The following is a 22,468-nucleotide window of genomic DNA, read 5'->3' as shown; positions in this document are numbered from 1 at the left end:
GAGTCAGCAGGCTCAGTCTTCAGGTCGATTAAAAATAGGTGAAAAACGTCCGCAAACATAACACGTCATCGGGCAAGTCCCAACAACGGCGGGCATGCGCGCGTGCGGCGCCCCTGAAACCTGTCACCGATCGCTCGCCCTGTGTCTTCCTCCGAGCATCTGACCCTTGCATCTACCAGCCGGCGCCCGCATTAATTGCGGATGAACCTTCCCCAGACGCCCGACCCGGTGCTCGACGCCTTTCATCCGGCGGTCAGCGCGTGGTTTCGTTCGACGTTTCCGGCCATTACCGCGGCCCAGGCCCAGGCGTGGCCGCTGATCAAACGCCGCGAGTCCACGTTGATCGCCGCGCCCACCGGCTCCGGGAAAACCCTGACGGCATTTCTGGCGGTCATCGATGATCTGGTGCATCAAGGGCTGGAGCGCGGCGGCGAGCTGCCGAACGAGACCTTCGTGGTGTACGTCTCGCCCCTGAAAGCGCTGTCCAACGACATCCAGATCAATCTGCAGAACCCGCTGGCGGGCATTACCGATCATTTGGTCCAGCAAGGCCTGCCCGGCCTGCGCATCACTACCGCCGTGCGCACCGGTGACACGCCGCAGAAAGAACGCACGGCCATGCGTAAAACCGCGCCGAACATTTTGGTCACGACACCGGAGTCGCTTTACGTGCTGCTGGGCTCCGACTCCGGCCGGCGCATGCTCGCGAGCACGCAGACTGTCATCGTCGATGAGATTCACGCCATCGCGGCCGGCAAGCGCGGCAGTCATCTTGCCCTGACGCTGGAGCGTTTGCAGGCGCTGTGTGCAAAACCCCTGCTGCGAATCGGGCTGTCAGCGACGCAAAAACCCATCGAGCGCGTATCACGCTTTCTGGTGGGCAGCGATCCGGTCAGCCGCCCGTGCGCCATCGTCGACATCGGCCACGCGCGCCCTCGGGACCTGGCTATCGAAGTGCCGCCGGTTGCCTTGAGCGCCGTGATGTCCAGTGACGTCTGGCAATTGGTCTACGACCGGCTCGCCGCGCTGGCGCGTGAACACCGCACCACCCTCATCTTCGTCAACACCCGGCGGCTGGCCGAGCGCATGGCGCGGCATCTGAGTGAGCGGCTGGGCAAAGAGGCAGTCGCCGCCCACCACGGCAGCATGGCAAAAGAGCAACGACTGGACGCCGAGCAGCGCCTCAAGCGCGGTGACCTACAAGTCTTGATCGCCACGGCTTCGCTGGAGCTGGGGATCGACATTGGCGACGTCGATCTGGTCTGCCAGATCAGCTCGCCCCGCTCCATCGCGTCCTTTTTGCAGCGCGTCGGCCGTTCCGGTCACCACGTAGGCGGCACGCCCAAGGGGCGGCTGTTCGCTGTTTCCCGGGATGATCTGATCGAGTGCGCGGCGTTGCTGGATTGCGTGCGTCGCGGCGAGCTCGACACGCTGGTCATTCCCAAGGCGCCGCTGGATGTGCTGGCGCAGCAGATCATCGCCGAGGTCAGTTGTCAGGAATGGCAGGAGCAAAACCTGCTGGCGCTGTTCCGCAAGGCTTCGCCCTACGCCGACGTCGACGAAGGCCATTATCAGGCGCTGCTGAGCATGCTCGCCGAGGGTTACAGCGGGCGTCAGGGCGTGCGCGCGGCGTACCTGCATCGCGACGCAGTGACCCGCACCTTGCGTGGCCGGCGCGGCAGCAAACTCACGGCGGTCACCAGCGGCGGCACGATTCCGGACAACGCCGATTACAGCGTCGTCCTCGAACCCCAGGCGCTGAACATCGGCACCGTCAACGAAGACTTCGCCGTGGAAAGCGCGGCGGGTGACATCTTCCAGTTGGGCAACACGTCCTACCGGATTCTGCGGATCGAGTCCGGCCGCGTGCGGGTCGAGGACGCCCACGGCATGCCGCCGAACATTCCGTTCTGGATGGGCGAGGCGCCGGGGCGCAGCGATGAATTGTCTTTTGCCGTCGCACGCTTGCAGGCCGACATCGACGGGCAGCTCAGCGCCCACCCCGGCAATCTTCGGGCCTGCACCGACTGGCTGATGAAAAGCCTGGGCCTGAGCCTCGCCAGCGCCGAGCAGATCATTGAATATCTCGCCCGCGCACATTCGGCCCTGGGCGCACTGCCGTCCCAGGACACGCTGGTCATCGAGCGCTTTTTCGACCAGTCCGGCGGCACGCAACTGGTGATTCATTCCCCGTTCGGCAGCCGGGTCAATCGTGCGTGGGGGCTGGCGTTGCGCAAGCGCTTCTGCCGCACCTTCAACTTCGAGCTGCAAGCCGCCGCCAGCGAGGACGCCATCGTGCTGTCGCTGTCCACGGCGCACAGCTTTGCGCTCGATGAAGTCTGGCGTTATCTCAACTCCGCCACCGCCGAGCATTTACTGATTCAGGCAGTGCTGGATGCGCCGCTGTTCGGCGTGCGCTGGCGCTGGAACGCCGGTGTCGCGCTGGCCCTGCCGCGTTACACCGGCGGGCGAAAAGTGGCGCCTCAGTTGCAACGGATCAAGAGCGATGACCTGATCGCCACCGTGTTTCCCGACCAGATCGCCTGCCTGGAAAATCTGGTGGGTGAGCGGGATGTGCCGGAGCATCCGCTGATCGAGCAGACCCTGGACGATTGCCTGCACGAAGCCATGGACGCCGAAGGGTGGCTGAAATTGCTACGACGTATGGAAAACGGCGAAGTGCGACTGGTCAGCCGCGATCTGCCCGCGCCCTCGCCGCTGGCGGCGGAAATCCTCAACGCCAAGCCGTATGCGTTTCTCGACAACGCGCCGCTGGAAGAACGTCGCACCCAGGCGGTGCTCAATCGGCGCTGGAGCGACCCGGAATCCACCGATGATCTCGGCGCGCTGGATGTCGATGCGATCAAAGCGGTGGCCGATGAAGCCTGGCCGCAGCCGCAAAACGTCGATGAGATGCACGAGGCGCTGATGAGCCTGGGGTGCATCACTGGCGTTGAGGCCCGCGAGCACAGCGGCTGGATGAAATGGCTGGAAAGTCTGGCCCGCTCCGGCCGGGGCACGCGCTTGCAGGTCACCCCTGAGCAAGCGTTGTGGATCCCCCTGGAACGCCTGACCTGCTTGCAGGCGATCTACCCCGCCGCCGAAATGCACCCGCCGTTGGCAGCATTGGCCGGGTTCGATGAAGCGTGGGGCGAGGACGAAGCGCGCGTCGAAGTCGTGCGGGCGCGGCTTGGCGGCTTCGGCCCGCTCACGGTCGCAGCCATCGCAGAGCCGCTGGCGCTGACACAGAACCAGGTCGCTCAGGCACTGGCGCAGTTGGAGAACGAAGGTTACGTGCTGCGAGGCCAGTTCAGCCCTGACGCCCGCGAGGAACAATGGTGCGAGCGGCATCTGCTGTCGCGCATCCACCGTTACACGGTCAAACGCCTGCGCCGGGAAATCGAGCCGGTCTCGCTGCAGGACTTCACCCGATTCCTGTTCGACTGGCAGCATCTCTCTGCGACGACCCAGAGTCAGGGCAAAGCCGCGCTGCCGGAAGTCGTCGCGCAACTGGAAGGTTTTTCGTCAGCCGCAGCCGCTTGGGACAGTGATCTGCTTCCGGCTCGCTTGAAGGACTATTCATCGATCTGGCTGGATGACCTGTGTCGGTCCGGCAAGGTGGTATGGATGCGTCTGACCAGTCGCAACAAAGTTGGCAGCGCTGCGTTGCGCAGTACGCCGATCGTGCTGCTGCCGCGACCGCAGGTTCGCCTGTGGACCGGGCTGACCGAACAGCCGGCGCCGACCGAATTGTCTCTGCGCGCGCAAAAGGTTCATGAGGTGTTGTCGAGCCAGGGCGCGATGTTTTTCGACGAGCTGACCGGGGAAGCGCATTTGCTGCGGGCTGAACTGGAAACGGCGCTGCAGGAGTTGGTCGGCGCCGGGCTGGTCAACGCCGACAGTTTCGCCGGACTGCGGGCGCTGATCACCCCGGCGAGCAAGCGCGCCAGCCACACCAGTCGGCGCAATCGCGGCGCTTTCATTGGCGGCATGGACGATGCCGGGCGCTGGGCGTTGCTGCGTCGCGCGCCGGCGAAGGAAGAAGGTGCGTCGCAAAGGATCGACAGCGATACGCTGGAGCATGTCGCCATGACGTTGCTGCGCCGATACGGCGTGGTGTTCTGGCGCCTGCTGGAGCGCGAGGCAGACTGGCTGCCGACGTGGCGCGAGTTGCTCCGCACGTTCCATCGGCTTGAAGCGCGCGGAGAGATTCGCGGCGGGCGCTTCGTAGCAGGACTGGCCGGTGAACAGTTCGCGTTGCCCGAAGCCATCCCGCTATTGCGCGAAGTCCGCAATCGCCCACTGGACGGCAGCCTGATTGCAGTCAGCGGAGTCGACCCGCTCAACCTCGCCGGTACCCTGCTGCCCGGCGCGAAAGTCCCGGCGATTGTGGGCAACAAGCTGGTTTACCGCGACGGCATCCCCATCGCCGCCATCATCGCCGGCAAGCCGCAGTACTGGGGCGAGGTGGATGAAGCGCTTATGTTGCAGGTGCGCGATAGGTTGTTCAGATAAGCGCAGCCGATCTCTGGGGAGCGAGTTGCTGGCGAAGATGGTGTGCCAGCCAGACTCGATGTTGGATGCACTGACGCCTTCGCGGGCAAGCGCGCTCCTACAGGGGCGTTACGTCGTTCGCATGAGTTGTGGTTGGCCCCAATCCGTAGGAGCCGGCTTGCTGGCGAACCTCGCCGGTCTGACACCGATGTAGCGTCTGAACGGACGCTTTCGCGGGCAAGCCGGCTCCTACAGCGGTGTATCGGCGCCCGCCGCGTAAGATCTCAAACCGGGCTTTCTGACCCATCCTTGTTCACCACCGAGGTCTTGCCGGGCAGCGCTTGTTGCTCTGCGCCTTCTTCCCCTTCAGGTGCCTGATGATTGTGCGGGCTCATCACCAGTTGTGGATAAGTTTGCGCGAACCGAACATCAGGGGACTTATCCACAAGCCGTTTGAGCCGATCGTTGAACGCACGGCTCACCGCGTACTGCCCGCCCGATGACGTCCGGAACTGCGCGGTGATGACGATCCCGTTCATGTCCATGCGATCCAGCCCGAACACTTCCAGCGGGCCCTGCAGTTTGCTCGCCAGCAGCAAATCGTCACTGATCGACTGCCCCGCTTCACGAATCAACGAGGTCGCCGCGTCCACGTCGGTGTCGTAGGTGAACTGGAACGAGAAGAACGCATAAGCGAACTGCCGCGACTGGTTGGTCACCGCCTTGATCTGCCCGAACGGCACCGAATGCACGAAGCCCTTGCCGTCGCGCAGACGCAAGGTACGGATCGTCAGGCTCTCGACTGTGCCGGCATGGCCTGAATCCAGCACTACCCAGTCGCCAATGGAGATGGTGTCCTCGATGATGATGAACAGCCCGGTAATGACGTCCTGCACCAATTGCTGCGAGCCGAAGCCGATCGCCAGACCGACAACACCGGCACCGGCCAGCAATGGCGCGACGTTGATACCCAGGTTCGCCATGGTCGTGATGGTGCAGATCACCACGAGGATGATTTTCATCGCGTTGCGCAGCAGCGGCAGGATGGTCTTGACCCGCGTGCTCGGCTGACGCCCGGAACGTCCATTGGCCGGAGGCTTCAGGGCTTCCTGAATCGCTGTATCCATCACCACCCACAGCAGCCAGGTCACCAGAAGAATCAGACCGATGCTGCTGAGGGAATCGCTGATTACTTTACCCAGCGCATTGCGTTGGGCGAACTCAAACAGCGAGAAACCCCAGATCCGCCCCAGCAACTCGATGAAGCCAATCGCCAGCGCGATACGCATGACCGCGTGCAACAGGCTCAGCAGACGCTCCTTGTAAACACTGTCGGTCCGCGCCTCGGGGGGCTTGAACATGTGCTGGAACAAGGTGCTGAGAAACACCGCGCCAATCAACAGCACCGTGGTCAGCAACGCGCAACGCAAAGCTTCCTGACTGCCTTCCCCGGCGCCGATCAGGTTCACCGCCGAGACCAGAATCATCAGCAGGATCGGCAAGTGCCAAAGGCTGGAGAAGATCTTCAGCGTCTGTTGCACCGCCGGCCGCGCCAACCGGGCACCCAGGGAACGGTTGCGGATCAGATGCGCGATCGGCCGGCGCATGCGGATGACGACCATGCCAAACATCACCGACGCCATCAGCCCGGTGAACGCCGCGATGCTGGTGGTCACGTTGCCGCCGAACAGCCTGGCAATCTGCGGGCTGGTCAACGCGTCACTCAACGCTGCGAGAAAGCCAATGATGAACAACGGGTGCGGCGCGTAGTGACGAATGATGCGCACCGCCGGCCGTTTATGGCCCGAGTTGAACAGCACGATCAGCGACAACAGCACCGAGGTGGAGAAAATCCCGCTGCTGGTCGAGTAAGCCAGACACAGCGCCAGCGCGCGGCCCACCGACGTCGGCATGAAGTGACTGACGTACAGCGTCAGCGGCAGGCAGATGAGCGCCGGCACCATGTACGGCAGCACATAGCCCAGCACCCCGACCACGCGATCCCGGCGGGCCAAAAACCGATGCCGTGATAACCGGGTCACGAGAAACGCACCAATGCGATTAAGCAGCAGGAACGCCCCCGCCCACACCAGGGACAGCATCACGAAATCGCCGGCGATCCGCCACGCAGACCGCGACTGTGGTTTGTTGACCAGCGCGTCGATCTCGTCGGCGGCGCGGTCAGCGCGCAGACGCCAGGAGTCGAGCAAGTGACCATCCACATCGAGCTTGTCTTGCACGCTGTCGATGCTGGAACTGATGGCGCCGAGCAATCCGCCTTTGACCAGAACCTCCGCTTTGGCAGGGTCCTCCGGCGCCGGGTCGGCGGGTTCGGCAGCGGGAGCACTGGTTGCGGCGGGTGCGTCGGCGGCTTGAACATTGACGCTGCAAACGCTTAACAGCAGGCAAAGCAACAGAAAGGGTTTGAAATTCGGCAAAACGCGAGTCACTCCTTCGGTCAGGGAACCGTGGAAAAATCGGCCCTCTGGAACTGATCGAATTTCATCCGGCAAGTTCGTTTCCAAGGCGCAATCGTCATGTTGGCCGTTGACGGTCCTTTCACCGAGAAATGTAACGAACCTTTACCGAGCCGCTTCGTCGTAGCCTTAACGAGGGCGACTGTCTCCAGTGCGCCCGCTCCGCCGAGGATCAACTCCATGTCGCTCATCCATCCCAAAGCCCATTACCGTCCGTACACGTCCGCCGCTGGCGGTTGGGGCTCGGCGAAGTCGGTGATGGAGATCCTCTGGCGCGAGCAGGCGCCGATTCGCGCGGGTCTGCCCCTGATCAAGCAGAACAAGCCGGGCGGGTTTGCCTGCGTCAGCTGCGCATGGGCCAAGCCCGGCAAACCCCACAGCCTGGAGTTCTGCGAAAACGGCGCGAAGGCTACGGCTTGGGAGCTGACGTCGCGGAAGACTGACCCGGCTTTTTTCGCCCGTCACACCCTCACCGAACTGCGCCAATGGCCCGATTACGACCTTGAGCAACAGGGCCGCCTGACGCACCCCATGCGGTACAACGCTGCAACCGATCGCTACCAGGAAACCACGTGGGAGGAGGCCTACCGTGACATTGGCGCGCAGCTGAAAAGCATGACGCCCGACAGCGTGGTTTTTTATGCGTCGGGGCGGGCCTCGCTGGAGACGTCGTTCATGTACCAGCTTTTCGCCCGCGCCTACGGCAACAACAATTTGCCCGACAGTTCGAACATGTGCCACGAGAGCACATCGGTCGGCTTGCAGGAAAGTATCGGCGTGCCGGTAGGAACGGTGACGCTGGATGACTTCGAGCACACCGACTGCATCCTGTTCTTCGGCCAGAACGTAGGCAGCAACAGCCCACGGATGTTGCATCAACTGCGTGAAGCCCGGCAGCGTGACGTGCCGATCATCACGTTCAATCCGATTCGCGAGCGCGGGCTGGAACGCTTCGTCAATCCGCAGTCCCCCGTGGAGATGCTCGGGCCGAAGTCGACCGTCATCAGCACGCAATATCACCAGTTGGCGATCGGCGGCGACACGGCGGTTGTTCTGGGTATCGCAAAATCGCTGTTTGAAATGGACGAGGCGGCGTTGGGCAAGGGTCAGCCCGGGATCATCGATCAGGCGTTCATTGCCCAACACACCGAGGGATTCGCTGAGTTCTGCAACTGCGCGCTCGAAATGCCGTGGGAAACCATCGAGCGTCAGGCAGGACTCAGCCGCGGTGCGCTGGAGGCAGTGGCCACGGTGTACGCCAGACACGAGCGCGTGATGTTGATTTACGGCATGGGCATCACCCAACACCGGCGCGGCGTGACCAACGTGCAGATGCTGGTGAATCTGCTCTTGCTGCGCGGCAACATCGGCAAGCGCGGCGCCGGGATTTGTCCTGTGCGCGGTCACTCCAACGTGCAGGGGCAGCGCACGGTTGGCATCACCGAAGACCCGAAAAAAATCCCTGTGGATAAGATTGAGGCGCTGTACGGTTTCACGGTCCCGACGAAAAAAGGTTTGAACACCGTTGAGACGTGCGAAGGACTGCTGGACGGGAGCGTGCGCGGCTTCATCGGACTCGGCGGGAATTTTCTGCGCGCAATCCCGGACACGTCCCGCATGGAGCCGGCCTGGAACACCTTGGACCTGAACGTTCAGATCGCGACCAAGCTGAACCGCACGCATCTGGTTCCGGGGAAAAACGCCTGGATATTGCCCTGCCTCGGGCGCATCGAAAAGGATGTGCAAAACGGCGTCGAACAGGTTTACACCACTGAAGACAGCACCGGCTGCGTTCGGGCCTGGCAGGGAAACAGCGAACCGGCCAGCGCCCATGCCCGCGCCGAGGTCGCCATTCTCGCCGGCCTCGCCGAGGCAACATTACCCGGTGCCACCCGAATCGATTGGGACGCCTGGCGCCGCGATTACGCGCTGATTCGTCAGGACATCGCTCAGGTCTATCCCGACATTTTTCACGACATGGAAACCCGTATGTGGGAAACCGGCGGGTTTCATCGTCCTATCCCGGCGGCGAAACGTGAATGGAAAACCGAGAGTGGCCGCGCACTGTTCATCACCCCCGAACTCATCGAAGAAAACGATGACGTGTACCCGAACCACACTCGTCGCGACGTGTTGCAACTGATGACGCTGCGCAGCAATGACCAGTTCAACACCACGATCTACGGCTACGAAGATCGCTTCCGTGGCGTCAGCGGCACCCGCGCGGTCATCTTCATGAACCGCAACGATGTCCTGCGAATGGGCTTCAAAGCGGGAGACTGGGTCAACGTGACTACGGCCATCGAGCCGCAGGTCACGCGTTCGGTAGGACCTCTGCAGATCATTGCCTATGACATCCCCGAGAACTGCTGCGCGGCGTACTACCCCGAGTGCAATCCACTCGTTCCACTGTGGCACCACGCTGAACGCAGCAAGGTGCCTGCAGCTAAATCCATCCCCGTTACGCTGGCCAAGGCTTCACCCCGTGCAGACGATTTGAAACGTGCGCTGCCGGAAACCGATCAGGTGCGTTGAGCCTGTTTTTGAATGAGTCGCTTGACGCAGGAGAACGTACGTTCTACCTTTTGCGCCATGACGACATCAACGACCAACACCCGCGAGAAAATCCTCGCGACCGCCGAGCAACTCATTTACCAGAACGGCATCCAGGCCACGGGCATGGACCTTCTGGTAAAGACGTCGGGCGTCGCGAGGAAAAGCATCTATCGCTATTTCGCCACCAAAGACGACGTGGCCGCTGCTGCGCTCAACGCACGCGATGTGCGCTGGATGGACTGGTTCCGGACTGAATCGAACAAGGCGGACACTCCCGAAGCACGCGTCCTGAATATGTTTGACGTGCTTAAAGGCTGGTTCGAGTCCGAAGGTTTTCGCGGCTGCGCGTTCATCAATACGGCAGGCGAAGTCGGCGACCCACAGGACCCCATACGTCTGATCGCCAAGCTGCACAAACAGAAGCTGCTGGACTACACATTGGAGCTCTGCGAGCAGCTTGGGATTGCCGATCCGCAAGCCTTGGCAAAACAGTTGCTGATCCTCATGGATGGCGCGATCACCGTTGCCCGCGTCATGGGTGACTACAGCGCTGCAGAAAGCGCCAAGGCGGTTGCGCAGCTGATGGTTGAACAGCGCTTGCGCTCCAGTTCCTAGCCACAAACATCCCACCCAACGCCGAATCATCACCGCCTGGAGGTCCCTATGTCGTCCAATGCCCAAACTCGCCCGCCACTTCCCCCTTTCACCCGAGAATCCGCCATCGAAAAGGTTCGCCTGGCGGAAGATGGCTGGAACAGCCGGGACGCTGAAAAGGTCTCGCTGGCCTACACGCTCAACACAAAATGGCGCAACCGCGCCGATTTCGCCGATAACCGTGAAGAGGCGAAAAATTTCCTGATCCGCAAGTGGACCAAGGAGCTCAACTATCGCCTGATCAAAGAGCTCTGGGCGTTTACCGACAACCGCATTGCAGTCCGTTACGCCTATGAATGGCACGATGATTCAGGCAACTGGTTCCGCTCGTACGGCAACGAGAACTGGGAATTCAATGAAGACGGCTTGATGGCGCGACGCTTCGCCTGCATCAATGACATGCCGATCAAAGAAGCGGATCGCAAGTTTCACTGGCCGCTGGGCCGCCGTCCTGACGATCATCCCGGGCTGTCGGATCTGGGTCTGTAATCCTCGAACGCGACCCAAAACAAAGCCCCCGACAGCTGAGCTGTGCGGGGGCTTTTGTTTGCTGCGTTATTGCGTTTGAGTAACGCGCTGCCTAGAACGGAATATCGTCATCGAAGCTGTCGAAATCAGGCGCAGGCTGCGGCGCTTGTTGCGGCGCAGGACGCGATTCACGCTGTGGCTGAGGAGCGGACTGCTGCGGGCGGGCCTGCTGCTGTGGACGCGGCGCGGAGTTCTGGGAGTTCTGATAACCGCCACCCCCCTGGCCCTGAGGGGCGCCATCGCCTTGAGGACGGCCACCGAGCAACTGCATGGTGCCTTGCATGTCGACGACGATTTCAGTCGTATAACGCTTGATGCCGTCTTTTTCCCATTCGCGGGTCTGCAATTTGCCTTCGATGTACACCTGCGAACCCTTGCGCAGGTACTCGCCGGCGATTTCCGCAACCTTGCCGAACATCGAAACACGGTGCCATTCGGTCTTCTCGACCTTCTGACCGGTTTGCTTGTCGGTCCACTGTTCGCTTGTTGCCAGACTCAGGTTGGTCACGGCATTACCGTTAGGCATGTAGCGGACTTCGGGATCCTGGCCGCATGTGCCGACCAATATGACTTTGTTTACCCCACGGGCCATAACGTTCTCCTAGGCTTCACACGTTTCCGACGCTGGATTGACCACTTCGTCGAAAGACGCCCGATCCAACAGTTCTTTGTCAAATTTGATATAGATGGCAGCCTCGTCGGCCACCACTACTGCATCTGTTACTCCACGTACGGCCAACACGCGATCGGCAAGGCCTGTGTCGCGTTGAGCCTCGGGCGACAACGGCAAGCGAAGGCTGGTTACGTAGGGAGATTCGCGCATGGTAACAGCAAACGCCAGCCAGATGGCGGCCAGCCCGGCGCCGCCGAGGAACACGACATCCAGTCCGCCGTGCTGGAAAAGCCACCCGCCGAGAATGCCCCCGGCAGCAGAACCCAGAAACTGACTGGTGGAATAAATCCCCATCGCCGTGCCCTTCCCGCCCGCCGGTGACACTTTGCTGATCAGCGAAGGCAGCGACGCCTCGAGCAAATTGAATGCGGTGAAAAAGACCACGGTACCGATGACCAGCGCGCGCAGCGTGTCGCCGAACTCCCAGAAGAATAGCTCAGTGAGCATCAGCACCAGCACGGCGCCGAGCAAAACTCGCTTCATCTGACGCTTCTTCTCGCCGTAGATGATGAAGGGGATCATTGCGAAGAAGGAAATCAGCAGTGCGGTCAGATAGACCCACCAGTGCTGCTCCTTGGGCAGGCCGGCTTTTTCGACCAGCGCCAGCGGTAATGCCACGAAACTGGACATCAGCATGGCGTGCAACGCGAAGATACCCAAGTCCAGACGCAACAGGTCGGGGTGACGGAGCGTTGCGCCCAATGCCTGTCGCGCCAGACCGGATTCACGGTGCTGCAGGGTCACCGTGGACTTGGGCACGACGAAGGCAACGATAGCCACGCCGACCAGCGCCATCGCGCCGGTCGCCAGAAACAGGCCGGACAATCCAAATGCACTGGTCAGAATGGGGCCGACCACCATCGCCACGGCGAACGACACGCCAATCGTCATGCCGATCATCGCCATGGCTTTGGTGCGGTGCTGCTCGCGGGTCAGATCTGACAGCAGCGCCATGACCGCAGCGGAGATAGCACCGGCGCCTTGAAGGACCCGACCAGCGATCACGCCCCAGATCGATGTCGACTGGGCCGCCAAGACGCTGCCAAGCGCGAACACGATCAGCCCCAGATAAATGACGGGGCGACGGCCGATGCGGTCGGAGATGATGCCGAACGGAATCTGCAACACCGCTTGCGTCAGGCCATAAGCGCCGATCGCCAGACCGATGAGCGCCGGGCTCGCGCCGGCCAGGTCCATCCCGTAAGTGGCGAGGACGGGCAGCACCATGAACATGCCAAGCATACGGAAGGCGAACACCAGCGCCAGCCCGCCCGCCGCGCGGGTTTCGCTGCCGCTCATGCGCTCGCTGTGAGAATCGTGCATGAAGAAACCTCGTATGAACCGGCGGCGATTCTACCAGTCCCATCGTGTAGAGCACATACGACGGTTTGCCGCGCATCGCAGGAATATTCTTTTTTCCGAGTGAGGCGGCGCGACCCTCAATAGTGTGTATCCATCCAGTATTTCCCCGTATACTTCCACGTTTTACACGCCCGCCGTGCGAGGCCAGCTTTGGACAAGATCTTGATTCGTGGGGCTCGAACCCACAACCTGAAGAACATCGACCTGACCCTTCCACGCGACAAGCTGATCGTCATCACCGGATTGTCCGGCTCAGGAAAGTCGTCCCTGGCGTTCGATACGCTCTACGCCGAGGGCCAGCGTCGCTACGTCGAATCGCTGTCCGCCTACGCGCGTCAGTTCCTGTCGATGATGGAAAAGCCGGACGTCGACACGATCGAAGGCCTGTCGCCCGCCATTTCCATCGAACAGAAGTCCACCTCCCATAACCCGCGCTCGACCGTGGGCACTATCACCGAGATCTACGACTACCTGCGTCTGCTGTATGCGCGTGTCGGTCAGCCGCGTTGCCCGGATCACGACATTCCTCTGGAGGCGCAAACCGTCAGCCAGATGGTCGACCTGGTCCTGGCGCAGCCCGAGGGCGCCAAGCTGATGCTGCTGGCTCCCGTGGTGCGGGAGCGTAAAGGCGAGCACCTGGCGGTTTTCGAAGAGCTACGCGCACAGGGTTTCGTGCGCGCCCGGGTGAACGGCCGGCTGTGCGAGCTTGACGAGCTGCCGAAGCTCGATAAACAGAAGAAGCATTCGATCGATGTCGTGGTTGACCGCTTCAAGGTGCGATCCGACCTGCAACAGCGTCTGGCCGAATCCTTCGAAACCGCGCTGAAGCTGGCAGACGGCATTGCGCTGGTCGCGCCGATGGACGATGAGCCAGGCGAAGAGATCATTTTCTCCGCCCGCTTCGCCTGCCCGATCTGTGGCCATGCGATCAGCGAGCTGGAACCAAAGCTGTTCTCGTTCAACAACCCCGCCGGCGCATGCCCGACCTGCGACGGGCTGGGCGTGAAGCAGTTCTTCGACACCAAGCGTCTGGTCAATGGTGAACTCACGCTGGCAGAAGGGGCGATTCGTGGCTGGGACAGGCGAAACGTCTATTACTTCCAGATGCTCGGCTCGCTGGCAAAGCATTACGGCTTCAGCCTCGAAGTGCCGTTCAAGGAACTGCCTGGCGATCTGCAGAAAGTCCTGCTGGGCGGCAGCGGTAAGGACAGTGTCGATTTCCGTTACTTGAACGACCGTGGCGACATCGTCAAACGAGCCCACCCGTTCGAAGGCATCGTTCCCAACCTGGAGCGCCGCTACCGGGAAACCGAATCGACCACGGTTCGCGAGGAGCTGGCGAAGTTTCTCAGCACGCAGCCGTGCCCCGAGTGCCGTGGCACGCGGTTGCGCCGAGAGGCCCGTCACGTTTGGGTCGGCGAAAAGACACTTCCCGCCGTTACCAACATGCCGATCGGCGACGCTACGCATTATTTTGGTGAGCTGAAGCTGGAAGGCCGACGCGGTGAAATCGCTGACAAGATTCTTAAGGAAATTCGCGAGCGCCTGCAGTTCCTCGTCAACGTCGGGCTTGATTACCTGACTCTGGACCGGAGCGCCGATACGCTCTCCGGCGGCGAGGCTCAGCGGATTCGTCTGGCCAGCCAGATCGGTGCCGGCCTGGTCGGCGTGATGTACATCCTCGATGAGCCTTCAATCGGCCTGCATCAGCGCGATAACGATCGTCTGCTGGACACGTTGCGGCACCTGCGAGACATCGGTAACACGGTCATCGTGGTTGAACACGACGAGGACGCCATCCGGCTGGCCGACTATGTGGTCGACATCGGCCCGGGCGCTGGCGTGCATGGCGGCAATATTGTGGCGGAAGGCACGCCGCAGGAAGTAATGGATCATCCGGATTCGCTGACCGGTAAATATCTGTCGGGCCGGGTGAAGATCGCCGTGCCAGCCAAGCGGACGCCTCGCAACAAGAAGCTGTCGCTCAAACTCAAAGGCGCGCGCGGCAACAACCTGCGCAATGTCGATCTGGAAATTCCAATTGGCTTGCTGACCTGCGTGACCGGTGTATCGGGATCGGGAAAATCGACGCTGATCAACAACACGCTGTTCCCTCTCAGCGCCACTGCACTCAATGGCGCAACGACGCTTGAGGCGTCGGCCCACGACAGCATCGATGGCCTGCAGCACCTGGATAAAGTCGTCGATATTGACCAGAGCCCAATCGGGCGTACCCCACGTTCAAACCCTGCGACGTACACCGGCCTGTTCACGCCAATCCGTGAGCTGTTCGCGGGCGTGCCTGAATCAAGATCCCGTGGTTACGGACCTGGCCGATTCTCTTTCAACGTCAAGGGCGGTCGCTGCGAGGCATGCCAGGGTGACGGCCTGATCAAGGTCGAGATGCATTTTCTGCCTGACATCTACGTCCCCTGCGATGTGTGCAAGAGCAAGCGGTACAACCGTGAGACGCTAGAGGTCAAATACAAGGGGAAAAACGTCCACGAGGTTCTGGAAATGACCATCGAGGAGGCAAGGACGTTCTTCGACGCCGTGCCTGCCCTTGCCCGGAAGCTGCAGACCCTGATGGATGTGGGCCTGTCCTACATCAAGCTGGGCCAGTCAGCGACCACGCTTTCCGGTGGTGAAGCGCAACGGGTGAAGCTGTCGCGCGAGCTGTCCAAGCGTGACACCGGCAAGACCCTGTACATCCTCGATGAGCCCACCACGGGTCTCCACTTTGCGGACATCCAGCAATTGCTGGACGTCTTGCATCGCCTCCGCGACCACGGCAACACGGTCGTTGTTATCGAGCACAACCTGGATGTAATCAAGACAGCCGACTGGTTGGTCGACTTGGGTCCTGAAGGGGGTTCGAAAGGCGGACAGATCATCGCGACCGGCACACCGGAACAGGTGGCGGAGATGAAACAGTCCTACACCGGCCACTATTTGAAGCCACTTCTGGAGCGCGATCGCGCCTGATCGTCTGACCGTAACAAAAAGCCCCTGTCGCGATACGCGCCAGGGGCTTTTTTATAGCGACTGTCTTAGTGTTCAGAACTGCGACTGAAGGTAATTCTCGAGGCCGATAGACTTGATCAGGCCCAGCTGCTTCTCAAGCCAATAGGTGTGGTCTTCTTCCGTGTCGGCGAGCTGAATTCGGAGGATGTCACGGCTTACGTAGTCCCTGTGCTGCTCACAGAGCGCAATGCCTTTGCAGAGCGCGGCTCGCACTTTGTATTCCAGGCGAAGATCGCTGGCGAGCATCTCGGGTACCGTCGTACCCACGTCCAGATCGTCAGGTCGCATGCGTGGAGTGCCTTCGAGCATCAGAATCCGGCGCATCAACGCATCAGCGTGCTGAGCCTCTTCTTCCATCTCGTGATTGATGCGTTCATACAGCTTGCTGAAACCCCAATCTTCGTACATCCGCGAGTGGACAAAATACTGGTCGCGCGCAGCCAGTTCGCCAGTCAGCAGCGTGTTGAGGTAATCAATTACATCCGGGTGGCCTTGCATCGCCGTCCATCTCCTCGTGAAAGGCGTCAGTTTGAACCAACCGGACAGATTGGTCACCCCGCCTGAGAGCAAATAAACATGGAAATCCGGCGATATTCGGACATTTGGTATCGAAAAGACGGGTAAATGAGGAGGGTTCCGTTTATCACTTAGAATCACCGCGTTTTGGGAGCAATTCCGTTAAAGCGCTGATTATAAAAGGCAACAAAAAACCGGGCACTAGGCCCGGTTCTTTGTAATGACTGATGTCTTATTCAGCAGTTTCTACAGAACCACCGACAGGACGATCAACCAGTTCGACGTACGCCATTGGCGCGTTGTCGCCAGCGCGGAAGCCGCACTTGAGGATGCGCAGGTAGCCACCCTCACGAGTTGCATAACGCTTGCCCAGATCGTTGAACAGTTTACCGACCATTTCTTTCGAACGGGTACGGTCGAATGCCAGACGACGATTAGCAACGCTGTCAATCTTGGCCAAAGTGATCAGCGGCTCAGCAACGCGACGCAGTTCTTTGGCTTTCGGCAGGGTAGTTTTGATCAGCTCGTGCTCGAACAGCGACACCGCCATGTTTTGAAACATGGCCTTACGGTGAGAGCTGGTACGGCTCAGGTGACGTCCACTTTTACGATGACGCATGGTTCATTCCTTACCAAACACTACGTTCGGTGATTACGACGATCAGGCAGTCGCCTTGTCGTCCTTCTTAAGACTTGCAGGCGGCCAGTTGTCGAGGCGCATGCCGAGGGAGAGACCACGAGAAGCCAGAACGTCCTTGATCTCGGTCAAGGATTTCTTGCCCAGGTTCGGAGTCTTTAACAGTTCTACTTCGGTGCGCTGAATCAGGTCGCCGATGTAGTAAATGTTCTCCGCCTTAAGGCAGTTGGCCGAACGTACGGTCAGTTCCAAATCGTCAACCGGACGAAGCAGGATCGGATCGATCTCGTCTTCCTGTTCGACTACAACGGGTTCGCTGTCACCTTTGAGGTCGACGAACGCAGCCAACTGCTGTTGCAGGATGGTTGCCGCACGACGGATAGCCTCTTCAGGATCCAGAGTACCGTTGGTTTCCAGATCAATAACCAGCTTGTCCAGGTTGGTACGTTGCTCGACACGGGCGTTTTCCACCACATAGGCGATGCGACGAACCGGGCTGAACGAAGAGTCAAGCTGCAAGCGACCAATGCTGCGGCTTTCGTCTTCATCGCTCTGACGCGAGTCTGCTGGTTCATAACCGCGACCACGAGCTACAACGAGCTTCATGTTCAGGGCGCCGTTAGACGCCAGGTTAGCGATTACGTGATCGGGGTTAACGATCTCGACATCATGATCCAGCTGAATATCGGCAGCGGTAACCACCCCCGAACCCTTCTTCGACAAGGTCAGCGTAACTTCGTCTCGACCGTGCAGCTTGATAGCCAGACCTTTAAGGTTCAACAGGATTTCAATGACATCTTCCTGTACACCTTCGATGGCGCTGTACTCATGGAGTACACCGTCAATCTCGGCCTCGACTACTGCACAGCCGGGCATGGAGGACAACAGGATGCGTCGCAGCGCGTTGCCCAGGGTATGGCCGAAACCACGCTCGAGAGGCTCGAGCGTGATTTTGGCGCGGGTCGGACTGACAACCTGCACATCAATGTGGCGGGGTGTCAGGAACTCATTTACCGAAATCTGCATGGATGCACCTATTTTCTAGCCCTTACTTGGAGTAGAGCTCGACAATCAGGCTTTCGTTGATGTCGGCGGACAGATCACTGCGAGCTGGAACGCTTTTGAAAACGCCAGATTTTTTCTCAGTGTCTACTTCTACCCATTCTACGCGGCCACGTTGGGCACACAGATCGAGAGCCTGGACAATACGCAGTTGGTTCTTCGCTTTTTCACGAATTGCCACTACGTCACCAGCACGAACCTGGTAGGACGGAACGTTAACGGTTTTGCCGTTTACGCTGACCGACTTGTGCGATACCAGCTGACGCGATTCGGCACGAGTCGAACCGAAGCCCATGCGGTATACAACGTTGTCCAGACGGCATTCGAGCAGTTGTAGCAGGTTCTCACCAGTCGCGCCTTTCTTGCCGGCAGCTTCTTTGTAGTAACCGCTGAACTGACGCTCGAGAACGCCATAAATACGACGGACCTTCTGCTTTTCACGCAGTTGGGTGCCGTAGTCGGACTGGCGACCGCGGCGTTGGCCGTGGATACCAGGTGCTGCTTCGATGTTGCACTTCGATTCGATCGCGCGCACGCCGCTCTTCAGGAAGAGATCGGTGCCTTCGCGACGAGCGAGTTTGCATTTTGGACCAATGTAACGAGCCATTCTTTACAATCTCCTGGATTACACGCGGCGCTTCTTCGGCGGACGGCACCCGTTGTGCGGGATTGGCGTCACGTCGGTGATGCTGGCGATCTTGTAGCCGCAGCCGTTCAAAGCACGGACAGCAGATTCACGACCTGGACCTGGACCTTTGACGTTAACGTCGAGGTTTTTCAGGCCGTATTCCAGCGCAGCTTGACCAGCACGTTCAGCAGCTACTTGAGCAGCAAACGGCGTGGACTTGCGAGAACCGCGGAAACCCGAACCACCGGAGGTTGCCCAGGACAGAGCGTTACCTTGACGGTCGGTGATGGTCACGATTGTGTTGTTAAAAGATGCATGGATGTGGGCGATGCCATCAACCACTGTCTTTTTAACTTTTTTACGAGGACGAGCAGCAGGTTTTGCCATGATTTAATTCCTGTCGATTCGCTGGGGCGATTACTTGCGGATCGGCTTACGCGGACCTTTACGGGTACGCGCGTTAGTCTTGGTACGCTGACCGCGTACTGGAAGACCACGACGATGACGCAGACCGCGATAGCAACCGAGGTCCATCAAGCGCTTGATTTTCATGTTGATTTCGCGACGCAGATCACCTTCAGTGGTGAACTTCGCGACTTCGCCACGCAGCTGTTCAATCTGCTCGTCGCTCAGATCTTTGATCTTTACCGCCGGGTTCACCCCGGTAGTAGCACAGATTTTGTGTGCAGTTGTGCGACCAACACCATAGATGTAGGTCAGCGAGATAACAGTATGCTTGTTATCTGGAATGTTAACGCCTGCAATACGGGCCATTCAGTGGGACTCCAATTGACAGCTACCTACGCCCCGGAAGCCAAGAAATAGGGCGCGAGATAATATCGCTGTAATAACAAATAATCAACCCAGCAGCGCACTAGCTGCTGGGCTTTTAGCACAGATCACATTTAGCCTTGGCGCTGCTTGTGACGTGGTTCCGCGCTGCAAATTACTCGAACAACACCTTCGCGGCGAATAATCTTGCAGTTGCGGCACAGCTTTTTCACCGATGCACGAACTTTCATCACCAACTCCTCGAACCTTATGGGTGCTTCAGCGCAGCATGCCGCTGCCGTAGCCCTTCAGGTTGGCTTTCTTCATCAGGGATTCATACTGGTGCGAAACGAGGTGCGATTGGACTTGGGACATGAAGTCCATCACAACCACGACCACGATCAGCAACGAGGTCCCGCCAAGGTAAAACGGCACGTTTGCAGCGACCACGAGAAACTGTGGAAGCAAGCACACGGCCATCATATAGAGAGCACCGAACATGGTCAGACGAGTCAGAACGCCATCAATATAGCGCGCAGACTGCTCACCAGGACGAATGCCCGGAATAAAGGCACCGGACTTCTTCAGGTTTTCCGCTACGTCTTTCGGATTGAACATCAACGCCGTATAGAAGAAGCAGAAGAAAATAATCCCTGCACTAAACAGCAGAATATTCAACGGCTGACCAGGTGCGATCGACTGCGAGATGTCCTGCAACCAGCCCATACCCTCAGACTGACCGAACCAGGCACCCAGCGAAGCCGGAAACAGCAAGATGCTGCTTGCGAAGATGGCAGGAATAACGCCCGCCATGTTCACTTTCAACGGCAAGTGGCTAGTTTGCGCAGCGAAGACCTTGCGGCCCTGCTGACGCTTGGCGTAGTGAACAGCAATACGACGCTGACCACGCTCAATGAACACCACGAAACCGATGATCGCTACTGCCAGCAAACCGATGGCGACCAAAGCGAAGATGTTGATATCACCTTGACGCGCAGACTCGAAAGACTGCCCGACCGCTCTCGGAAGACCGGCGACGATACCCGAAAAAATCAACATCGAGATACCGTTGCCAACACCGCGCTCAGTGATCTGCTCACCCAGCCACATCATGAACAGCGCACCAGCAACAAATGTGGTGACTGCAACGAAGTGGAAGCCGAGATCTGCTGAGAACGCCACGCCCTGACCAGCCAAACCAATGGACATGCCAATAGCTTGAACCAAGGCCAGGACGACGGTGCCATAGCGGGTGTACTGGCTGATCTTACGACGACCAGCCTCACCTTCCTTCTTCAACTGCTCCAGCTGTGGGCTGACCGCGGTCATGAGCTGCATGATGATCGATGCCGAGATATACGGCATGATCCCCAGTGCAAAAATGCTCATGCGCTCCAGCGCACCACCTGAAAACATGTTGAACAAGCTAAGAATGGTCCCCTCATTCTGTCGAAACAGGTCCGCCAGACGGTCGGGGTTGATACCCGGAACTGGGATATGCGCACCGATCCGATAGACGATAATCGCCAGGAACAGAAAACGCAGACGAGCCCAGAGTTCGGACAACCCGCCGCTTTTGCCTAGCGCTGAGAGAGCACCTTGCTTAGCCATTTATTCCTCGAACTTGCCGCCAGCTGCTTCGATAGCCGCACGCGCACCTTTGGTGGCTGCGATACCTTTGAGGGTGACTGCGCGAGTAACCTCACCGGACAGCATGATTTTCACACGCTGTACGTTTTGGTTGATCACGTTGGCATCCTTCAGAGACTGCACAGTGACGACGCCTTCAACTTTAGCCAGCTCGGAGGTGCGAACTTCTGCACGATCCATAGCTTTCAAAGAGACGAAGCCGAACTTGGGCAGACGACGATGCAACGGCTGTTGGCCGCCTTCGAAGCCCGGAGCAATGGTGCCACCGGAGCGGGAGGTCTGACCTTTGTGGCCACGGCCACCGGTCTTGCCCAAACCACTACCGATACCACGGCCCGGACGATGCTTTTCGCGACGGGAACCCGGCGCTGGACTCAGATCATTGAGTTTCATCGATTAACCCTCGACGCGCAGCATGTAGTAAGCCTTGTTGATCATCCCACGGTTTTCCGGGGTATCAACGACTTCTACAGTGTGACCGATGCGACGCAGACCCAAGCCCTTAACGCACAATTTGTGGTTAGGGATGCGGCCGGTCATGCTTTTGATCAGCGTTACTTTAACGGTAGCCATGATCAGAAGATCTCCTGGACGTTCAGGCCGCGTTTAGCAGCGATGGACTCAGGGGACTGCATGGTTTTCAAACCCTTGAACGTTGCGTGAACAACGTTAACCGGGTTAGTCGAACCGTAGCACTTGGCCAGAACGTTATGGACGCCGGCAACTTCGAGCACGGCGCGCATTGCACCGCCAGCGATGATGCCAGTACCTTCCGACGCAGGCTGCATGTAGACCTTCGAAGCCCCATGAGCGGACTTGATAGCGTACTGCAGCGTGGTGCCGTTCAGATCAACCTGGATCATGTTGCGGCGAGCAGCTTCCATTGCCTTCTGGATCGCAGCAGGCACTTCACGTGACTTGCCACGGCCGAAGCCAACACGCCCTTTACCATCACCAACCACGGTCAACGCGGTGAAGGTGAAGATACGGCCGCCTTTAACGGTTTTTGCTACGCGATTAACCTGTACCAGCTTCTCGATGTAGCCTTCGTCGCGTTTTTGGTCGTTATTTGACATAACTTAGAACTCCAGCCCGCCTTCACGAGCAGCATCAGCCAGCGCCTTAACGCGACCGTGGTACTTGAAGCCAGAACGATCAAAAGCCACTTGCGATACACCGACGGCTTTCGCACGCTCAGCGATCAGCTGGCCAACTTTAGTGGCCGCGTCGATGTTGCCAGTGGCGCCATCACGCAGTTCTTTGTCCAAAGTCGAGGCGTTTGCCAGGACTTTGCTGCCGTCGGCCGAGATGACCTGGGCATAAATGTGCTGCGAAGAGCGGTACACGCAGAGACGCACGACTTCGAGTTCGTGCATTTTCAGGCGTGCTTTGCGAGCGCGACGCAGTCGGGTAACTTTTTTGACGGTCATTTGCTA

At 59.3% G+C, this 22,468-nt stretch carries 21 protein-coding genes; 5 read left to right on the top strand and 16 right to left on the bottom strand.

The features are described from left to right. The first annotated feature begins 201 nt into the window (after positions 1 to 201). Positions 202 to 4,515, top strand: coding sequence for a DEAD/DEAH box helicase (locus EC919_RS19460; RefSeq protein WP_133776006.1), 4,314 nt, complete (start codon positions 202 to 204; stop codon positions 4,513 to 4,515). Between the two features lie 263 nt (positions 4,516 to 4,778). Here EC919_RS19460 and EC919_RS19455 read toward each other — a convergent pair whose 3' ends face one another. Both EC919_RS19455 and EC919_RS19450 read right to left on the bottom strand, forming a co-directional pair. Beyond that, positions 4,779 to 6,932, bottom strand: a complete 2,154-nt coding sequence (locus tag EC919_RS19455) for a mechanosensitive ion channel family protein (RefSeq protein ID WP_133776005.1) — start codon at positions 6,930 to 6,932, stop codon at positions 4,779 to 4,781. 20 nt (positions 6,933 to 6,952) lie between these two features. Further along, complete coding sequence (locus EC919_RS19450) at positions 6,953 to 7,153, bottom strand: hypothetical protein (RefSeq protein WP_133776004.1); 201 nt, start codon at positions 7,151 to 7,153, stop codon at positions 6,953 to 6,955. Here EC919_RS19450 and EC919_RS19445 point away from each other — a divergent pair. Genes EC919_RS19445 through EC919_RS19435 form a run of 3 tightly spaced genes read left to right on the top strand, consistent with a single transcriptional unit; the run spans position 7,152 to position 10,670 of the window. Then, entirely contained in the window at positions 7,152 to 9,506 is a 2,355-nt protein-coding gene (locus tag EC919_RS19445; protein ID WP_133776003.1) for an FdhF/YdeP family oxidoreductase, read from the top strand. The two genes, EC919_RS19450 and EC919_RS19445, sit on opposite strands and share 2 nt — an antisense overlap. Before the next feature lie 57 nt (positions 9,507 to 9,563). Further along, the gene (locus EC919_RS19440) at positions 9,564 to 10,142 is read left to right on the top strand and encodes a TetR/AcrR family transcriptional regulator (RefSeq protein WP_133776154.1); all 579 of its coding nucleotides are present in this window, start codon (positions 9,564 to 9,566) and stop codon (positions 10,140 to 10,142) included. Positions 10,143 to 10,190: 48 nt separating this feature from the next. After that, the gene (locus EC919_RS19435; protein ID WP_133776002.1) at positions 10,191 to 10,670 is read left to right on the top strand and encodes a DUF1348 family protein; all 480 of its coding nucleotides are present in this window, start codon (positions 10,191 to 10,193) and stop codon (positions 10,668 to 10,670) included. 91 nt (positions 10,671 to 10,761) lie between these two features. Here EC919_RS19435 and EC919_RS19430 read toward each other — a convergent pair whose 3' ends face one another. Further along, positions 10,762 to 11,301 (bottom strand): single-stranded DNA-binding protein, encoded by a 540-nt coding sequence (locus EC919_RS19430; RefSeq protein ID WP_037017756.1) that lies wholly within the window; start codon positions 11,299 to 11,301, stop codon positions 10,762 to 10,764. Positions 11,302 to 11,310: 9 nt separating this feature from the next. After that, positions 11,311 to 12,705 (bottom strand): MFS transporter, encoded by a 1,395-nt coding sequence (locus EC919_RS19425; protein WP_133776001.1) that lies wholly within the window; start codon positions 12,703 to 12,705, stop codon positions 11,311 to 11,313. 189 nt (positions 12,706 to 12,894) lie between these two features. On the opposite strand from EC919_RS19425, the gene uvrA reads away from it, so the two are divergent. Then, positions 12,895 to 15,729: an excinuclease ABC subunit UvrA gene (gene uvrA, locus EC919_RS19420; RefSeq protein WP_133776000.1), complete on the top strand. Its 2,835-nt coding sequence runs from the start codon at positions 12,895 to 12,897 to the stop codon at positions 15,727 to 15,729. Between the two features lie 72 nt (positions 15,730 to 15,801). On the opposite strand, the gene bfr is transcribed toward uvrA, so the two are convergent. From bfr to rplR, 12 genes are all read right to left on the bottom strand, one after another. Further along, the gene (gene bfr, locus EC919_RS19415; protein WP_122623962.1) at positions 15,802 to 16,266 is read right to left on the bottom strand and encodes a bacterioferritin; all 465 of its coding nucleotides are present in this window, start codon (positions 16,264 to 16,266) and stop codon (positions 15,802 to 15,804) included. Positions 16,267 to 16,516: 250 nt separating this feature from the next. Further along, the gene (rplQ, locus tag EC919_RS19410; protein ID WP_065988453.1) at positions 16,517 to 16,903 is read right to left on the bottom strand and encodes a 50S ribosomal protein L17; all 387 of its coding nucleotides are present in this window, start codon (positions 16,901 to 16,903) and stop codon (positions 16,517 to 16,519) included. 42 nt (positions 16,904 to 16,945) lie between these two features. Then, positions 16,946 to 17,947, bottom strand: a complete 1,002-nt coding sequence (locus tag EC919_RS19405; protein ID WP_007970428.1) for a DNA-directed RNA polymerase subunit alpha — start codon at positions 17,945 to 17,947, stop codon at positions 16,946 to 16,948. A 22-nt stretch (positions 17,948 to 17,969) separates the two neighbouring features. Continuing rightward, on the bottom strand, positions 17,970 to 18,590 hold the full coding sequence (gene rpsD / locus EC919_RS19400) for a 30S ribosomal protein S4 (protein ID WP_037017742.1): 621 nt from the start codon (positions 18,588 to 18,590) through the stop codon (positions 17,970 to 17,972). Between the two features lie 18 nt (positions 18,591 to 18,608). Then, a complete protein-coding gene (gene rpsK, locus EC919_RS19395) occupies positions 18,609 to 18,998 on the bottom strand; it encodes a 30S ribosomal protein S11 (protein ID WP_002555466.1) in 390 nt (129 codons plus the stop codon). A gap of 30 nt (positions 18,999 to 19,028) precedes the next feature. After that, a complete protein-coding gene (gene rpsM, locus EC919_RS19390) occupies positions 19,029 to 19,385 on the bottom strand; it encodes a 30S ribosomal protein S13 (protein WP_037017739.1) in 357 nt (118 codons plus the stop codon). Positions 19,386 to 19,516: 131 nt separating this feature from the next. Beyond that, a complete protein-coding gene (gene rpmJ / locus EC919_RS19385) occupies positions 19,517 to 19,633 on the bottom strand; it encodes a 50S ribosomal protein L36 (RefSeq protein WP_002555468.1) in 117 nt (38 codons plus the stop codon). Between the two features lie 28 nt (positions 19,634 to 19,661). After that, positions 19,662 to 20,993, bottom strand: coding sequence for a preprotein translocase subunit SecY (gene secY, locus EC919_RS19380; RefSeq protein ID WP_133775999.1), 1,332 nt, complete (start codon positions 20,991 to 20,993; stop codon positions 19,662 to 19,664). Beyond that, positions 20,994 to 21,425, bottom strand: coding sequence for a 50S ribosomal protein L15 (gene rplO / locus EC919_RS19375; RefSeq protein ID WP_037017733.1), 432 nt, complete (start codon positions 21,423 to 21,425; stop codon positions 20,994 to 20,996). 3 nt (positions 21,426 to 21,428) lie between these two features. Further along, on the bottom strand, positions 21,429 to 21,605 hold the full coding sequence (gene rpmD, locus EC919_RS19370; RefSeq protein WP_028621547.1) for a 50S ribosomal protein L30: 177 nt from the start codon (positions 21,603 to 21,605) through the stop codon (positions 21,429 to 21,431). 2 nt (positions 21,606 to 21,607) lie between these two features. Continuing rightward, positions 21,608 to 22,108 carry a 30S ribosomal protein S5 gene (rpsE, locus tag EC919_RS19365; RefSeq protein WP_037017729.1) on the bottom strand — a complete coding sequence of 167 codons (501 nt, stop codon included), beginning with the start codon at positions 22,106 to 22,108 and terminating at the stop codon, positions 21,608 to 21,610. Between the two features lie 3 nt (positions 22,109 to 22,111). Next, positions 22,112 to 22,462, bottom strand: coding sequence for a 50S ribosomal protein L18 (gene rplR / locus EC919_RS19360; RefSeq protein ID WP_133775998.1), 351 nt, complete (start codon positions 22,460 to 22,462; stop codon positions 22,112 to 22,114). Positions 22,463 to 22,468 lie beyond the last annotated feature (6 nt).

This window comes from Pseudomonas graminis (assembly GCF_004364335.1).
GTDB classification, from domain to species: Bacteria; Pseudomonadota; Gammaproteobacteria; order Pseudomonadales; family Pseudomonadaceae; genus Aquipseudomonas; species Aquipseudomonas graminis_D.
This window is presented reverse-complemented; position numbering and strand designations above follow the sequence as displayed.